Source organism: Enterobacter sp. BIDMC109, assembly GCF_001037885.1.
In the GTDB taxonomy this organism is placed as follows: domain Bacteria; phylum Pseudomonadota; class Gammaproteobacteria; order Enterobacterales; family Enterobacteriaceae; genus Enterobacter; species Enterobacter hormaechei_C.
Genome location: NZ_KQ090002.1, coordinates 2,078,973 through 2,094,543 on the forward strand (window position 1 = coordinate 2,078,973; position 15,571 = coordinate 2,094,543).

Annotated in this window: 11 protein-coding genes and 1 pseudogene; 2 read left to right on the forward strand and 10 right to left on the reverse strand. The window is 55.6% G+C overall.

The window, feature by feature from the left end:
- Positions 1–26: 26 nt before the first annotated feature.
- Entirely contained in the window at positions 27–458 is a 432-nt protein-coding gene (locus SK62_RS09910; RefSeq protein ID WP_032620331.1) for a DUF3828 domain-containing protein, read from the reverse strand.
- Between the two features lie 203 nt (positions 459–661).
- A complete protein-coding gene (locus tag SK62_RS09915) occupies positions 662–1,234 on the reverse strand; it encodes a flavin reductase family protein (RefSeq protein ID WP_039270701.1) in 573 nt (190 codons plus the stop codon).
- A 105-nt stretch (positions 1,235–1,339) separates the two neighbouring features.
- On the opposite strand from SK62_RS09915, the gene nhoA reads away from it, so the two are divergent.
- Entirely contained in the window at positions 1,340–2,185 is an 846-nt protein-coding gene (gene nhoA, locus SK62_RS09920) for an N-hydroxyarylamine O-acetyltransferase (RefSeq protein ID WP_048249505.1), read from the forward strand.
- A gap of 80 nt (positions 2,186–2,265) precedes the next feature.
- On the opposite strand, the gene narI is transcribed toward nhoA, so the two are convergent.
- The 6 genes and pseudogenes from narI to SK62_RS09955 all read right to left on the reverse strand — a co-directional run bounded on the left by narI (position 2,266) and on the right by SK62_RS09955 (position 11,158).
- Positions 2,266–2,946 (reverse strand): respiratory nitrate reductase subunit gamma, encoded by a 681-nt coding sequence (gene narI, locus SK62_RS09925; RefSeq protein WP_032653662.1) that lies wholly within the window; start codon positions 2,944–2,946, stop codon positions 2,266–2,268.
- On the reverse strand, positions 2,943–3,638 hold the full coding sequence (gene narW / locus SK62_RS09930) for a nitrate reductase molybdenum cofactor assembly chaperone (protein ID WP_017382295.1): 696 nt from the start codon (positions 3,636–3,638) through the stop codon (positions 2,943–2,945). The genes narI and narW overlap by 4 nt, the downstream gene beginning before the upstream one ends.
- Positions 3,638–5,182 carry a nitrate reductase subunit beta gene (gene narH / locus SK62_RS09935; protein WP_032648393.1) on the reverse strand — a complete coding sequence of 515 codons (1,545 nt, stop codon included), beginning with the start codon at positions 5,180–5,182 and terminating at the stop codon, positions 3,638–3,640. The genes narW and narH overlap by 1 nt, the downstream gene beginning before the upstream one ends.
- A pseudogene (locus SK62_RS09945) lies at positions 5,179–8,919 on the reverse strand (nitrate reductase subunit alpha). Before SK62_RS09945 ends, narH begins: the two are co-directional and overlap by 4 nt.
- A 67-nt stretch (positions 8,920–8,986) precedes the next feature.
- A complete protein-coding gene (locus tag SK62_RS09950) occupies positions 8,987–10,372 on the reverse strand; it encodes a NarK family nitrate/nitrite MFS transporter (RefSeq protein ID WP_047719608.1) in 1,386 nt (461 codons plus the stop codon).
- Positions 10,373–10,582: 210 nt separating this feature from the next.
- The gene (locus tag SK62_RS09955; RefSeq protein ID WP_047719528.1) at positions 10,583–11,158 is read right to left on the reverse strand and encodes a TetR family transcriptional regulator; all 576 of its coding nucleotides are present in this window, start codon (positions 11,156–11,158) and stop codon (positions 10,583–10,585) included.
- Between the two features lie 116 nt (positions 11,159–11,274).
- Between SK62_RS09955 and SK62_RS09960 the strand changes: the two genes are divergently transcribed.
- Positions 11,275–12,765, forward strand: a complete 1,491-nt coding sequence (locus tag SK62_RS09960; protein ID WP_032102978.1) for an MFS transporter — start codon at positions 11,275–11,277, stop codon at positions 12,763–12,765.
- A 45-nt stretch (positions 12,766–12,810) separates the two neighbouring features.
- On the opposite strand, the gene ompC is transcribed toward SK62_RS09960, so the two are convergent.
- Together ompC and yddG are read right to left on the reverse strand one after the other, a co-directional pair.
- Positions 12,811–13,884 carry a porin OmpC gene (ompC, locus tag SK62_RS09965; RefSeq protein ID WP_017382300.1) on the reverse strand — a complete coding sequence of 358 codons (1,074 nt, stop codon included), beginning with the start codon at positions 13,882–13,884 and terminating at the stop codon, positions 12,811–12,813.
- Positions 13,885–14,510: 626 nt separating this feature from the next.
- Entirely contained in the window at positions 14,511–15,389 is an 879-nt protein-coding gene (gene yddG, locus SK62_RS09970) for an aromatic amino acid DMT transporter YddG (protein ID WP_032102980.1), read from the reverse strand.
- Positions 15,390–15,571 lie beyond the last annotated feature (182 nt).

Consider the following 15,571-nt stretch of genomic DNA (forward strand, 5'->3'; position numbering starts at 1 on the left):
TTATTACGACAGGGAGTTTATGCCTGTTACTTAATTAGCGTCGCCGATCGCACTTTCCATTTTCCTTGCTCTTCAACGAGACAATCTGCAATAACATGATCTTGCTTCTTACCAAATGCGACATAGACGTTTGTGCAAACGGCGTCAAAATCAGAATGTAAGACGGTTATCTGATTCCAGTCATCATCCCAGTCCTGCGCTTTGATAAACATATCCGCATCGGGCATATCTTTGTCGTTACTGTCGCCAGAGTACATTTCTTTAATTGCTGCAATGGTCCCTGAGGCTACGTACTCGTTCATAATGTCTGGATTGAGTACGGGCGGTTTGTTCTGATCTAACTGCGCTATATACCATTGATTGAATTTAAGCGCCACTAGCCCCGGTGCATAGGTGGTTTCCGCGCCCGCTAAGGAAGACAGGATGAAAAGTAAAAAGAAGAGTGGCTTCGATGACATAATGTGCCTAATTACCGATGCTTTTTGCTTGAGCATTTTATTTGGAATATAAAATTTCGCCATATCTATCCAGGACATCAATATTTCCTTAACGGGGAATTGCTAACTCAGCAACTCAAGAAATATCCTCCGTTCTACAACGCAGTGGTAAACATAAAATGCCATAGAAATTTTATATAATTCAGATCGGTATAATTAAAAAATCATTCCAGCGCCTTGACCATTTTCCCGCTCGCGACAAACGTACCCGCACCCAGATGATGCAGCGTATTCAGCTTATCCCCGTCAAACTGCCAGCGTCCGGCGACAAATGCGCGTTCATCCGCCGCGGCGGAAACCACTTCGCCAAACAGAGTGTCATATTTCTCGGCCGCAGAGGTTACAGGTAATAACCGGCACTCCATCCACGCCAGACATTTTTCTTCTATAACCGGCAGGCCAAGCTCAGGGCCATAAATAACCGGGATCCCGTAGCAGTTAAATTTATCCTCGTCGCGCCCGCTGACGCTGCCGACCGCCCAGGTCCAGTTGGCTGCCGCCACGCCGGGGATCACAATGCCGAATTTCCCGCTGCGTTCGATCAACTCCCGTGACCACGCGCTTTTGTCTACCACAATCGCGATACGCGGGGGCTCAAATTCCACCGGCATAGACCATGCGGCGGCCATGACGTTGCGACGATCGATGGTCTCATCCCGGCTGGTGATGAGCACGGTTGGACCGTGATTCAGAAGACGGCTGGCATGGCGTAATTCAACAGGGCGAAAGTGGTTCATAGGATCTCCTCATGTACACGATGAGTATGACGAAAAAGCACTTTTGCGCATATGCATAAGGGAAAATAGTTTATAAACAGGGGATATCACATCCTGGAGCAAATCATGTCCCCATTTCTGAGTGCTTATTTCGCCCGCACGGGCTGGCAGCAGCCCGTACAGGTTGATATCGATACCCTGCGGGGGCTGCATTTACACCATAACTGCGCAATCCCTTTCGAAAATATCGATGTTGTTTTGCCGCGGGAAATCCATCTGGACGACGGGTGTCTGGTGGATAAACTGGTCACCGCGCGTCGGGGGGGGTATTGCTTCGAGCAAAACGGCCTGTTTGAGCGGGTGTTGCGCGAAGTCGGGTTTACGGTGCGCAGCGTGCTGGGGCGGGTTGTGCTGGCCAATCCGTCGCAGATGCCGCCACGCACGCACCGGTTGCTGCTGGTTGAGCTGAACGGCGAGCGCTTGATCGCCGATGTGGGATTTGGCGGACAAACGCTGACGGCGCCGATTCGTTTGATCGCCAACGAGGAACAGGAAACCCCACACGGGCGTTATCGTTTGCTGAGCGAGGGTAACGACTGGGTACTGCAATTCCGCCATCACGAGCACTGGCAGTCGATGTACCACTTCGACCTGGCGACCCAATACTTCAACGATTACGTGATGGGAAACTTCTGGTCGGCGCACTGGCCGCAGTCCCATTTCCGTCATCACCTGCTGATGTGTCGCCACCTGCCGGACGGGGGCAAGCTGACGCTGACCAACTTTAATTTTACCCACTGGCAGAACGGGCATGTGGAGGAGCAGATCCATTTGCCGGATGCGGAGGCGCTGTATAAGCTGATGCAGGCGCGGTTTGGCCTGGGCGTTGATGACCCGAAGCACGGCTTTACCCTGGCAGAGCTGACGGTCGTGATGGCGGGGTTTGATACGCATCCACAGGCAGGTAAATAGCCCGGTGGCGGCTACGCCTTACCGGGCCTACAGCGGCTTGAAACGTAGGTCGGGTAAGGCGAAGCCGCCACCCGACAAAATCAACGGCGCGATCTCACTACCTGATAGCGACGGGTGAAGTACTCAAACGGCGCGCTCCACACGTGCACCAGACGGGTGAACGGGAAGATAAGGAAGATCGTCATCCCCAGCACCAGATGCACGCGGAAGATCGGTGCGACGCCGCTCAGCATTTCTGACGAGCCTCCCTTAAACGTCACGATCCCCTGCGCCCAGCCGACCAGCTTCATCATCTCGCTTCCGTCAGGATACTGGGCGGAGAAAGGAATGGTCGACAGCCCAAGGATGCACTGAAGCAGCAGGATACTCATGATGATAATATCCGGCGTGGTGGACGTGGCACGCACCCGCTGGTTGAACAGGCGGCGGATCAGCAGCATCGACCCGCCAATCAACGTCAGCACCCCGCAAATACCCCCCGCAATCATGGCTAACTGCTGTTTAACCGCGATGGGTAAAAACCAGGCGTACATCCAGTGCGGGGTTAACATGCCGAACAGGTGCCCGAAGAAGATCCCCAGAATGCCAATATGAAACAGGTTAGAGCCCCAGTTCATACCGCGCTTGCTGAGCATCTGGCTGGACGATGCGCGCCAGGTGTACTGCCCGTAGTCGTAGCGCAACCAGCTGCCAAGGAAAAACACGGTGGCGCAGATGTACGGATAAATGTCATAGAAAAACACGTTCAGGTAATGTGTCATTTTGGGCCTCCGGCGCTGACGTCCACGTACTGCGGCGCGACGTCCTGGCTAAAGCGTCGTTGATATTGCTGCATCGGCGAGCTGTCGCACGATGTGGCGTTGTCTTCAATAAACTTCACCTGTTCCTCTTCCCACACGGCGTCCAGCGCCTGACGGGTATCATCCCGTTTTTCACCGGACACCTGTTTCGCCACGCTGTCGCTGGAAAGGCGCGTTCCGGCCAGCGTCAGCAGGGCGTCAAACAGCTGGTAATGTGCTACCTCACGCTGTTTCAGGCGTCCACCAATCAGCGCCAGGATCGGCGCGACGTTTTGCAGCCCTTCACGCGCCTCGTCATCGCTGACGATACTGAGATATTCCAGATAGAGCGGCAGATAGTCCGGCAGCTCGCGGCAGTCAAGCTGAAGGCCGGCTTTCTCATACTGGCTCATGAGATCGACCATCGCCTGACCGCGATCGCGGGACTCGGCGTGAACGTGTTCGAACAGCAGTAGCGAGGTTGCGCGCCCCCGTTCAAACACTTCGCACCATTCGGCCTGCTTATCCAGCAGCGGGGCGCTCAGGTGCTGCTGCGCAAACGGCAGCAGCATGGGCGCGTCCTGTTCCACCAGGGAAAGCGCTTCGTCACGGTTTTCCCACAGCAACTCATCGGGATACTCAATGAGCAGCGCGATGATTTTGAGGATCTGCATTACTCTCCCTCCCCGTGTTCACGCACCTCGGTGATGTTGATCGCGTCAATGCGGCTGCTGTTGAAGAGGTTGAATTTGGTGTCGGAACCGTGGCAGCCGTCGCCAAAGGTGAAGCCGCAGCCGTTTTTCTCCGGGAAGGCGTCGCGCGCCATTTCGCGGTGGCTGGTCGGGATCACGAAGCGGTCTTCGTAGTTGGCAATCGCCAGGTAGCGATACATCTCTTCTACCTGTTCTTCCGTCAGGCCGACCTCTTCGATGGCGCGGGTGTCGGTCACGCCTTCCACGGTCTGGGAACGCTTGTAGTGGCGCATCGCCATCATGCGCTTCAGGGCGCGCAGCACCGGACCGGTATCGCCCGCGCTGAGCATGTTTGCCAGGTACTGCACCGGAATGCGCAGGCTTTCTACGGCAGGCAGCACGCCGTCGCTCTGCGGCAAACCACCCGCGTCCGCGTAGGACTGAATCGGTGACAGCGGCGGCACATACCAGACCATCGGCAGGGTGCGGTATTCCGGATGCAGCGGCAGGGCAAGCTTCCAGTCCATCGCCATTTTGTAAACCGGGGAACGCTGTGCCGCGTCGATGACGTTCTGCGGAATACCCTGTTTTAGCGCTTCCTCAATCACCGCCGGATCGTTCGGGTTAAGGAACACGTCGCACTGGCGCTCGTACAGATCGGTTTCATGCTCGGTGCTCGCTGCCTCCTCGATACGGTCCGCGTCATACAGCAGCACGCCAAGGTAGCGGATGCGCCCGACGCAGGTTTCCGAGCAGACGGTCGGCTGACCGGACTCAATGCGCGGGTAGCAGAAGATGCACTTCTCTGACTTGCCGCTCTTCCAGTTGAAGTAGATTTTCTTGTACGGGCAGCCGCTGATGCACAGACGCCAGCCGCGGCATTTGTCCTGGTCGATCAGCACAATGCCGTCCTCTTCGCGCTTGTAAATCGCACCGCTCGGGCAGGTGGCAACGCAGCTCGGGTTCAGGCAGTGCTCGCACAGGCGCGGCAGGTACATCATGAAGGTGTTTTCAAACTGACCGTACATCTCCTTCTGGATCTTCTGGAAATTGCGGTCGCGGGCACGTTTTTCGAACTCGCCGCCCAGCAGCTCTTCCCAGTTGGGCCCCCATTTGATTTTATCCATTCGCTTGCCGTCAATCAGCGAGCGCGGGCGGGCGGTAGGGAGGTGATCGCCCTCTGGCGCGCGGTGCAGATCCTGGTAATCGAAGGTGAAGGGCTCATAGTAATCGTCAATCTGCGGCAACACGGGGTTGGCGAAAATCTTCGACAGCACGCCCATTTTGCCGCCGAGGCGCGGGGTCAGCTTGCCGTGAATACCGCGGATCCAGCCGCCTTGCCACTCATCCTGATCTTCCCAGTTTTTCGGATAGCCGATACCCGGTTTGGTTTCGACATTATTAAACCACGCGTACTCCATCCCTTCGCGCCCGGTCCAGACGTTCTTACAGGTGACCGAGCAGGTGTGGCAGCCAATGCATTTATCGAGATTCAGAACCATGCCAACCTGTGAGCGTATTTTCATTTTTTCGCCTCCTGTACCTGATCCCGACCTTCGCCGTCCAGCCAGTTAATGTTTTTCATTTTGCGGATCATGATGAACTCGTCGCGGTTCGAGCCGACGGTGCCGTAATAGTTGAAGCTGTACGCCAGCTGCGCGTAGCCGCCGATCATGTGGGTCGGTTTCGGGCAGACGCGGGTGACCGAGTTGTGGATCCCGCCGCGCCGTCCGGTTACTTCTGACCCCGGAATGTTCAGGATGCGCTCCTGAGCGTGGTACATCATGGTCATGCCCGGCGGCACGCGCTGGCTGACCACCGCGCGGGCGGTGAGGGCGCCGTTGGCGTTGAAGGCTTCGATCCAGTCGTTGTCCTCAATGCCCAGCTCGCGCGCGTCGGTTTCGCTGATCCAGACGATTGGCCCCCCGCGCGACAGGGTCTGCATCAGCAGGTTTTCGCTGTAGGTGGAATGAATGCCCCATTTCTGGTGCGGCGTCAGGAAGTTAAGCGCTTTTTCCGGGAATCCGTTCGGCGGGATTTCGCGCATATGGGTAACGCTGCGGGTGTCAATCGGTGGACGATAGGCCACCAGACTCTCCCCGAAGGCGCGCATCCAGGCATGATCCTGATACAGCTGCTGGCGGCCCGAAATCGTGCGCCACGGGATCAGCTCGTGAACGTTGGTATAGCCTGCGTTATAGGAGACGTGCTCGCTCTCAAGGCCGGACCACGTCGGGCTGGAGATGATTTTGCGCGGCTGCGCCTGAATATCGCGGAAGCGGATTTTCTCATCTTATTTGTTCAGCGCCAGATGAGTGTGATCGCGTCCGGTCAGTTCGCCGAGGGCTTCCCAGGCTTTGACCGCGACCTGACCGTTAGTTTCCGGCGCAAGGGCGAGGATCACCTCTGAAGCGTCAATGGCGGTCTCGATGCGCGGGCGACCTTTCGCCGGGCCGTCGAGCTTGACGTAGTTGAGCTTGCCGAGGAAATCGACCTCGTTCTGGGTGTTCCACGATATGCCTTTTCCGCCGTTGCCGAGCTTGTCCAGCAGCGGCCCAAGGGCCGTAAAGCGCTCGTAGGTTTCCGGATAGTTGCGCTCGACGACTGCAATGTTTGGTGCGGTTTTGCCGGGGATCAGATCGCACTCGCCTTTGCGCCAGTCCAGAATATCAAAAGGCTGCGACAGCTCCCCCGGGGAGTCATGCTGAAGCGGCTGTAGCACCACGTCAGTTTCGGTGCCGAGATGTCCGACGCACACTTCAGAGAAGACTTTGGCGATGCCCTTGTAAATCTCCCAGTCGCTGCGGGACTCCCACGCCGGGTCAACGGCTGCGGAAAGCGGGTGAATAAACGGATGCATGTCCGAGGTATTCATATCGTCTTTTTCATACCAGGTGGCGGTGGGCAGGACGATATCCGAGAACAGGCAGGTGCTGGACATACGGAAATCGAGCGTCACCAGCAGATCCAGCTTGCCCTCAATGGCGGCGGTTTGCCATTCCACCTCTTCAGGTTTCACGTCGTCCGTTGAGCCTAAATCCTCACCCTGAATACCGCTTTCGGTGCCAAGCAGATATTTCAGCATGTACTCATGGCCTTTCCCGGACGAGCCGAGCAGGTTCGAGCGCCAGACGAACAGATTGCGCGGGTGGTTCTTGCCGTTGTCGGGCTGTTCACAGGCGAAGCGAATATCACCTGATTTTAACGCCTGCACGGTATAATCCTGCGGCGACATCCCGGCGGCGTCGGCGCGGGCTTTCACGTGCAGCGGATTAAGGTTGAGCTGAGGGGCCGACGGCAGCCAGCCCATGCGCTCGGCGCGCACGTTGAAATCGATCAGGTGTCCGGTGAATTTCGTCGCGTCTGCAAGGGGAGAAAGCAACTCCTGGGCGGTCAGCTTCTCATAGCGCCACTGGCTGGCGTGGTTGTAGAAGTAGGAGGTGCTGTTCATCTGGCGTGGCGGGCGGTTCCAGTCCAGCGCGAAGGCCAGCGGCAGCCAGCCGGTTTGCGGGCGCAGCTTCTCCTGGCCGACATAGTGCGACCAGCCGCCGCCGCTCTGCCCGACGCAGCCGCAGAAGACCAGCATGTTGATCATCCCGCGGTAGTTCATGTCCATGTGGTACCAGTGGTTCACACCGGCCCCGAGGATGATCATCGAACGACCGTGAGTTTTGTGCGCCGTGTCGGCAAATTCACGGGCGATTTTTTCTATCAGATAAGCGGGGACGCCGGTAATTTGTTCGCCCCAGGCCGGGGTGTAGGCTTTTATCTCGGCGTAGTTTGTCGCCGCGTTACTGTCTTCCAGACCGCGATCGAGGCCGTAGTTTGCCAGCACCAGATCGTACACGCTCACCACGCGTCTCTGGCTGCCGTCGGCCAGCGTCAGGGTTTTACTCGGTACTCGGCGCGTCAGCACCGGCTCCTGCTTCACGCTGCGGAAATGCGGGTTCTCGTTGCCCCCGAAGTAAGGGAAGGCCACGTCTGCCACGCTGTCGTGGGTGATGAGCAGGGAAAGCGTCAGCTCGGTTTCCTGTCCCGCGGCCAGCGACTCCAGGTTCCATTTGCCTTTTTCACCCCAGCGGAAGCCGATGGAACCATTCGGCGCCACCAGATTTCCGGCCACGTCAAAGGCGATGGTTTTCCACTCCGGATTATTGGTTTCACCCAGCCCGTCGGCCAAATCCGACGCGCGCAGCATGCGGCCCGGCACCACGCGACCGTCAGCCTGTTCATCCAGCAGGACCAGCATCGGCATGTCGGTGTAGCGGCGGCAATAGTTGAGGAAGTACTCGCTCGGGTTATCAAGGTGGAACTCTTTAAGGATCACATGGCCCATCGCCATGGCAAGGGCGCTGTCGGTACCCTGTTTGGGGGCCAGCCACTGGTCGCTGAGCTTCGCTACCTCCGAGAAGTCCGGCGTAATGGCGACGGTCTTGGTGCCTTTGTAACGCACTTCGGTAAAAAAGTGGGCGTCCGGGGTGCGCGTCTGCGGCACGTTCGAGCCCCAGGCAATGATATAGCTGGAGTTGTACCAGTCCGCCGATTCCGGCACGTCTGTCTGTTCGCCCCAGGTCATCGGCGACGCCGGAGGCAGATCGCAGTACCAGTCATAGAAGCTCAGGCAGGTGCCGCCGAGCAGGGAGAGATAGCGCGTACCGGCGGCATAAGAGACCATCGACATGGCCGGGATGGGGGAAAAACCGGCTACCCGATCCGGGCCGTAGTTTTTGATGGTCCAGACGTTGGCGGCAGCAATCAGCTGGTTAAGCTCTTTCCAGTTTGAGCGGATAAAACCGCCTTTTCCGCGCGCTTTCCTGTAGCTCTGCGCTTTCTGCGGATCGTTTTGAATGGCATCCCAGGCCAGCACCGGATCGGTATGCTGCGCCAGCGCCTCGCGCCAGAGTTCGATCAGCCTGCGGCGTACCAGCGGGTACTTGAGACGGTTGGCGCTGTAGAGATACCAGGAGTAGCTTGCGCCACGCGGGCAGCCGCGCGGTTCGTGGTTAGGCAGGTCAGGGCGGGTGCGCGGGTAGTCGGTCTGCTGGGTTTCCCAGGTTACCAGGCCATTTTTGACATAAATTTTCCAGCTACAGGAGCCGGTGCAGTTAACGCCGTGGGTGGATCGCACAATTTTATCGAACTGCCAGCGCTGACGGTAGCTGTCCTCCCAGTCGCGGTTGGTGTGGTACACCTGCCCGTGCCCATCGGCGAAACTGTCGCCTTTTGTTTTGAAGTAACGGAAGCGGTCCAACAGTTTGCTCATGACATTTCTCCTGCTTCGATAGCATGGCCGGAGGGTAAGGCATCACGCTCCGGCGAAGATGTAGTTATTATTTTTGTGAGGATTTGCGGCCGTACACCAGCCAGGTGACGAGCACGCAGACGATGTAAAACACGAGGAAGACTTTCATGGCGCCCACCGGGGAACCGGTCATCGCCAGGGATGTGCCAAAGGCTTTGGGAATAAAGAACCCGCCCACCGCACCGATGGCAGAGATAAAGCCCAGCGCGGCAGCCGTTTCGGTCACCGCTTCATGCTGCGCCTGTTCGTCGCTCCCGCCATGTTTTTTCACGCGGTCGAGGGTGATTTGGCGAAAGATAATCGCGATCATCTGGAAGGTCGAGCCGCTGCCCAGGCCTGCGGTCAAAAACAGGCCCATAAAGACCAGATAGAAGGCCATAAAACTGCCTGAACCAGACCCGGGGAGCGTCAGGAAAATCAGGGCGCTAAAGATGGCCATAAAGACGAAGTTGATCAGCGTCACCCGTACGCCGCCCAGCCTGTCCGAGATCATCCCGCCAGCGGAACGCGCCAGGGCACCGATCAGCGGGCCAAAGAAGGCGAGGTGGAGGATATTCACGTCCGGAAACTGGGTTTTTGACAGCATAGCAAAGCCTGCCGAGAAACCGATAAACGAGCCGAAGGTGGCCAGATAAAGCAGGCTCAGCAGCCAGAGGTGAAAGCGCTTAAGCACCGGAAGCTGGCTGGCAATGGACGCTTTCGAGCTGGCGATGTCGTTCATGCCAAAAAACGCCGCAAGGGTAGCAAGAATCAGCAGCGGGGCCCAGATCCACGCCGCGTTCGCCAGCCACATCGTCGAGCCATCCTCCTGGGGGACGCCGTGAACGCCGAGGAAGGTAAACATCGGCAGAAAAATCACCAGCGGCGCAACCAGCTGCATCACGCTCACGCCCAGGTTACCCAGCCCGCCGTTAATGCCCAGCGCGCTGCCCTGTCTGGCTTTCGGGAAGAAGAAGCTGATGTTTCCCATGCTGGAAGCGAAGTTGGCGCCGGCAAAACCGCACAGCAGTGCGATGATGATAAAGACCCAGTAAGGCGTGGCGGTATTCTGGATGGCGATCCCAAGCCAGACACAGGGTACGACCAGGATAACGGTACTTAACACGGTCCAGTAACGTCCGCCAAATATCGGCACCATAAAAGAGTAGGGGACACGCAATATCGCGCCGGAAAGAGAAGGTAATGCCGTTAGCATAAAAAGCTGATCGGTGCTGAAATTAAATCCGACCTTATTAAGATTTACCGCAATAGCGCTAAACAACATCCATACACAAAACGCGAGAAGCAAACACGCCACGGAAATCCACAGGTTTCTACGTGCGATATGTTTCCCTTTATTCTCCCAAAATTGCGCGTTTTCCGGTTTCCAGTTACTCAACAGATGCTGATTACTCTTCTCGCTTTGATGTGACATATCACCCTCTTGCTTACCCAAATGGAGAGAAAAAAGAAGTGAAAACAGAAAGATACCTTTCGGCAGTTTGTAGAAATTTTTGGATGTTATGGGATACATCTGAAAGGATAGATAAAAAAGCGAATCCCTGAGTTTGGAATGGGAATCAGGGTTCGCTTTATGTGTTACTAATTGTAACGATTTGCGGAAATTAATACCCCGATGGGAGTATTAAAACAATTCGAGGGAAATAAGCTTATCCAGATGCTTATTAAATGCCGCGTCGTCCATTTCAGGCATATTTAATACGTATATGCCATCCAGGCCACATACCAGACCAATTAAACGCCAGGCGATATTTTCCGGCTGGTCAGCAAGCGTAAAGGCGTTGGCCTCCGCCCCGGCGCGGATAATCGCGACCGTTTCCTGGTGCCACATCTCCATGGTCAAAACGTAGGCGCCTTTGATATCGCTATCCCGGCTGGCGAGAATTTGCGCCTCCCGCCACAGTCGAATGTAGGGCTCAAACCCGCCGTCATCGCTGCCGAGCATGGCATGCAGGCGCTCGCGCCAGCCAGCGTTTTCGCCAACGATTTCAGCATCCAGCAAATCGCGGATCAGCCGGACAAACGCCAGCGATTTAAGCTCGCCCGCCGACGCAAAGTGGTGATGTACCTGCCCGGTGGCGACGCTCGCTTCGGTGGCGATGCGGCGCACGGTCATTGCAGCGAATCCTTCGGTCAGCGCCACGCGCATCGCGGCCTGGAGGATCTCTTCCCGCCGCTCGTCCTTGCTCAGATAACGCATAATTTCTCACTCTCAATGGCAACGAAACGAGTGTAACAAAGAGCTGGACAAGTGTTCAACTTTACGTAGGATCGCAATCTGGACATGTGTCCAGTTTTTAACTGAAAAGGAAATTTATGTTTCGTCAGTGGTTAGCGTTAGTGATTATCGTGCTGGTGTATATCCCGGTGGCGATTGACGCGACGGTGCTGCACGTGGCGGCGCCAACATTGAGCATGACGCTGGGTGCCAGCGGCAACGAATTGCTGTGGATTATTGATATTTACTCGCTGGTGATGGCGGGAATGGTGCTGCCGATGGGCGCGCTGGGCGATCGCATAGGTTTTAAGCGCCTGCTGATGATCGGCAGCGTGCTGTTTGGCCTGTCATCGTTAGCGGCGGCTTTTGCGCCTTCCGCGGGCTGGCTGATTGCCGCCCGCGCGTCGCTGGCGATAGGGGCGGCGATGATCATCCCGGCAACGCTTGCAGGGATCCGCACCCTGTTTACTGACGCGCGGCACCGTAATATTGCCCTCGGCGTCTGGGCGGCCGTTGGGTCGGGCGGCGCGGCGTTTGGCCCGCTGATTGGCGGCATGTTGCTGGAGCACTTTTACTGGGGGTCGGTGTTCCTGATTAACGTGCCGATCGTGCTGATCGTGGTTTCGCTTGCTGCGCGCTTTGTGCCTGCTCAGCAGGGGCGTCCCGAACAGCCGCTCAATATCAGCCATGCCATTATGCTGATTGTCGCCATTTTACTGCTGGTCTATAGCGCCAAAACCGCCCTGAAAGGGGTGCTGTCGCCGTGGATGGTGGCCTGTACGCTGCTTACCGGAGCGGTAATGCTGTTTATCTTCGTCCGTATCCAGCTACGCGCGCGCGTGCCGATGATCGACATGCGCCTGTTTTGCCATCGCATTATTTTAAGCGGCGTGGTCATGGCGATGACCGCCATGATTGCGCTGGTGGGCTTTGAACTGCTGATGGCGCAGGAGTTGCAGTTCGTGCATGGTTTTACGCCGTTTGAAGCAGGGATATTTATGCTGCCAGTGATGGTGGCGAGCGGATTTAGCGGGCCGATCGCGGGTGTGCTGGTCGGGCGTCTGGGGCTGCGCATTGTCGCGGCCGGAGGCATGGGGCTTAGCGCGGTCAGTTTTATCGGCCTGTCGACGCTCGATTTCAGCACCCAACAGTGGCAGGCGTGGAGCCTGATGGTGCTGCTGGGCTTCAGTGCCGCCAGCGCACTGCTGGCATCGACGTCAGCGATCATGGCTGCGGCGCCGAAAGAGAAAGCGGCCGCCGCAGGCGCGATCGAAACCATGTCCTACGAGCTGGGTGCTGGTCTGGGTATCGCCATTTTCGGTCTGCTGTTAACCCGCAGCTTTTCGGCGTCTATTGTACTGCCACAGGGGCTGAGCGCGTCGCTGACCGATAAAGCCTCGTCGTCCATCGGTGAAGCGATGAAGGTGGCGCAGGAGCTGACGCCGTCGCTGGCCGAGCCGGTGATGACGGCGGCGAAAACCGCGTTCATCACCTCGCACAGCGTGGCCCTGGGCAGTGCGGGAGGCATGCTGCTGATTCTGGCGGTCGGGATCTGGTTTAGTCTGGCGAAGGTCGGAGGGCAGCAGTAATAAAAAAGGCCAGCCGCGAGGGCTGGCCTTTTGAACTAACAGATCTTAGAACTGGTAGGTCAGACCTACAGCTACGATGTTGTCGGTAGCCACTTTGGCATCTTTGGTGAACTGGCTGTCATCCACGAGGTTGATTTTGTAATCAACATAGGTGGACATGTTTTTGTTGAAGTAGTAGCTCGCGCCAACGTCAACGTATTCAACCAGGTCCTGGTCGCCATAAGAACCGATGTCTTTACCTTTGGATTTCAGGTAAGCGATGGACGGACGCAGACCGAAGTCGAACTGGTACTGAGCCACAACTTCGAAGTTCTGCGCTTTGTTGGCAACGTGACCGTTACCGAACGCCGTCATGTTGCGGGTTTCAGAGTAGGTGGTTGCCAGGTAGATGTTGTTCGCATCGTACTTCAGGCCAGCAGCCCAGACTTCTGCGTTTTCGCCACCGGCGTTCAGGTTGCTTGCAGCACGAACCTGACGGTCGGTACGGTCAGATTTCGCGTAGGTCGCACCCACACCGAAGCCGTCGAATTCATAGGTAGAAGACAGACCCCAGCCGTCACCGTTGGATTCGGTAATATCGTCACGGTCGTTTTTACCCTGGTACTGAGCAGCCACGTTCAGGCCGTCAACCAGACCAAAGAAGTCGGTGTTACGGTAGGTTGCAACGCCAGTGGTACGGCCGGTCATGAAGCCGTCAGTCTGCGTCCAGGTATCGCCACCGAACTCTGGCAGAACGTCAGTCCACGCGCCGATGTCATAAGCCACACCGTAGTTACGACCGTAGTCGAAGGAACCGAATTCATCGAATTTCAGACCAGCGTACGCCAGACGGGTTTTGTTGCCGTCGGAACCTTGAGCTTCAGAGCGATTGCCCTTGAACTCATATTCCCACTGACCGTATCCGGTCAGCTGATCGTTGATCTGAGTTTCACCTTTGAAGCCCAGACGAACATACGTTTTGTCGCCGTCGCTACCAGCATCATCAGAAAAATAGTGCAGACCAGTAACTTTGCCGTACAGATCCAGTTTGTTACCGTCTTTGTTAAAAACTTCAGCCGCGTTAACAACGCCAGCTGCCAACATGGAAGTCACTGCCACTGCAACTAATTTAAGTTTCATCTTAAATAATCCTTATAATTTTATTTAGGTATTTCCTAAGCCACCTGAGCGATTTTTAAACGAGGCTTATCGTCAATGGCAGACTATTTTTAAAATTCCGTAGACTGCTTTCAATAATAAGTTTCAAAATATTAAAGATAATTTCAATTAGTGTGATCCTGATCGGATAAATTGCCCTTAAATCGGCCAATCAGGTTAATATATAGACATAAAGTGATTATTAACCAATCAAGATAATATGGCTGTGAATAGTTGTCGGACGTTTTAGTTTTTTGGTGGGATTAAAAGGGTTTGGCAGGGAATGTCAAAGCATGTGGCAGGATAACCTTTTTTAAAACAGTTGATTATAAATTTCTCGGGAAACCAGAACCTGTTTTTTAAGAGAAATATTCAGAAATAAACTATTGCACTTTGTGCTATATAGCGCGGGAATATTGGCGCTGAATTAATTACCTGCGTTGTCAGTTTATGTCAATTTCCACAACAACTCTGGCTTTCTGACAGCACTCTATACAGAAATTTAATTACTCTCTAATGTTACGAATTATATTCGAGGGTGTGATCACATATTAAAATATTGTTAATATTTTGCCGGGCATATTCGGTACCCGGCAAAAATAAAAATGCTATTTGCGGGTGGCATACCAGCACAGTAACGATCCGGCGCACACCATCAATGCCCCTTGCCAGAATGAGAGCGAAAGCGGAGAACTCAACAGAATAGCCGCCAGTGCGGCGGAAAGAACTGGCGTGAAATAAGAGACAGCCGCAAGCACCGTGACGTTACCGTGAAGAATACCGATATTCCAGGCGGCGTAGCCAAAGCCAAGCGCAACCCCACACATCAATAGCTTCACCACAACCGGGACGCTGAACACCATTTCGGGCTGATCGCTGACGGCATATTTGACCCACAGGCTCAGGGCGGTCAGCAGGACGAAAAGGGTAATGCCATTTTGCCCTTTGGCATACTTGCTGGTGACGGTGCAGTAGGCGGCCCAGATAAAAGCGCCAGCAAACGCCAGCCCATAACTTAGCGGACTGGAAACGACGTTCTGCATGATGTCATTCAGTTGCAGACCGTTTTCGCCACCTAAAACCCAGCACACCCCCAACAGCGAGATGAGAAGCCCAGGGATCACCCACAGGGTGGTTTTTTGCCCGTTGAACAAAATCGCGAACGCAATCGTCAGGCTTGGCCACAGATAATTGACCATACCGACTTCAATCGCCTGTGAACGCGTCGCGGCGTATCCTAGCGACAGGGCCAGGCACATCTCATAGCTGACAAACAGGATGCTGCCCGCAATGAGATAGCGCGTGGAAAAACGCCGAAGATCGGGAAAACCCACCGTCACCAGACACAACAGCCCGCTGACGGTGTAAATCATCGCCGCGCCGCCCACCGGGCCCAGTCCTTCACTGACGCTGCGGATGAGACCCACCATAGTGCTCCACAACAATATGGCCGCCAGGCCTGTCAGCGTTGCTCTTTTTCTGTCCATTACCCTGCCAGTCTTCTAAAAATCAAAGGGAAAACTTATAGCATCTATTTGCTTCACCTGGCGAATTTTCAAAGAGCCTGTTAACCCAAAAGGATTAGCAAATCGTACCGGCAGTGACTATTAAGGGGGCGAAGTCTGGCGACCTTGATTTGACGCAAAAAAAACAGGGGCTTTGCTGTTAG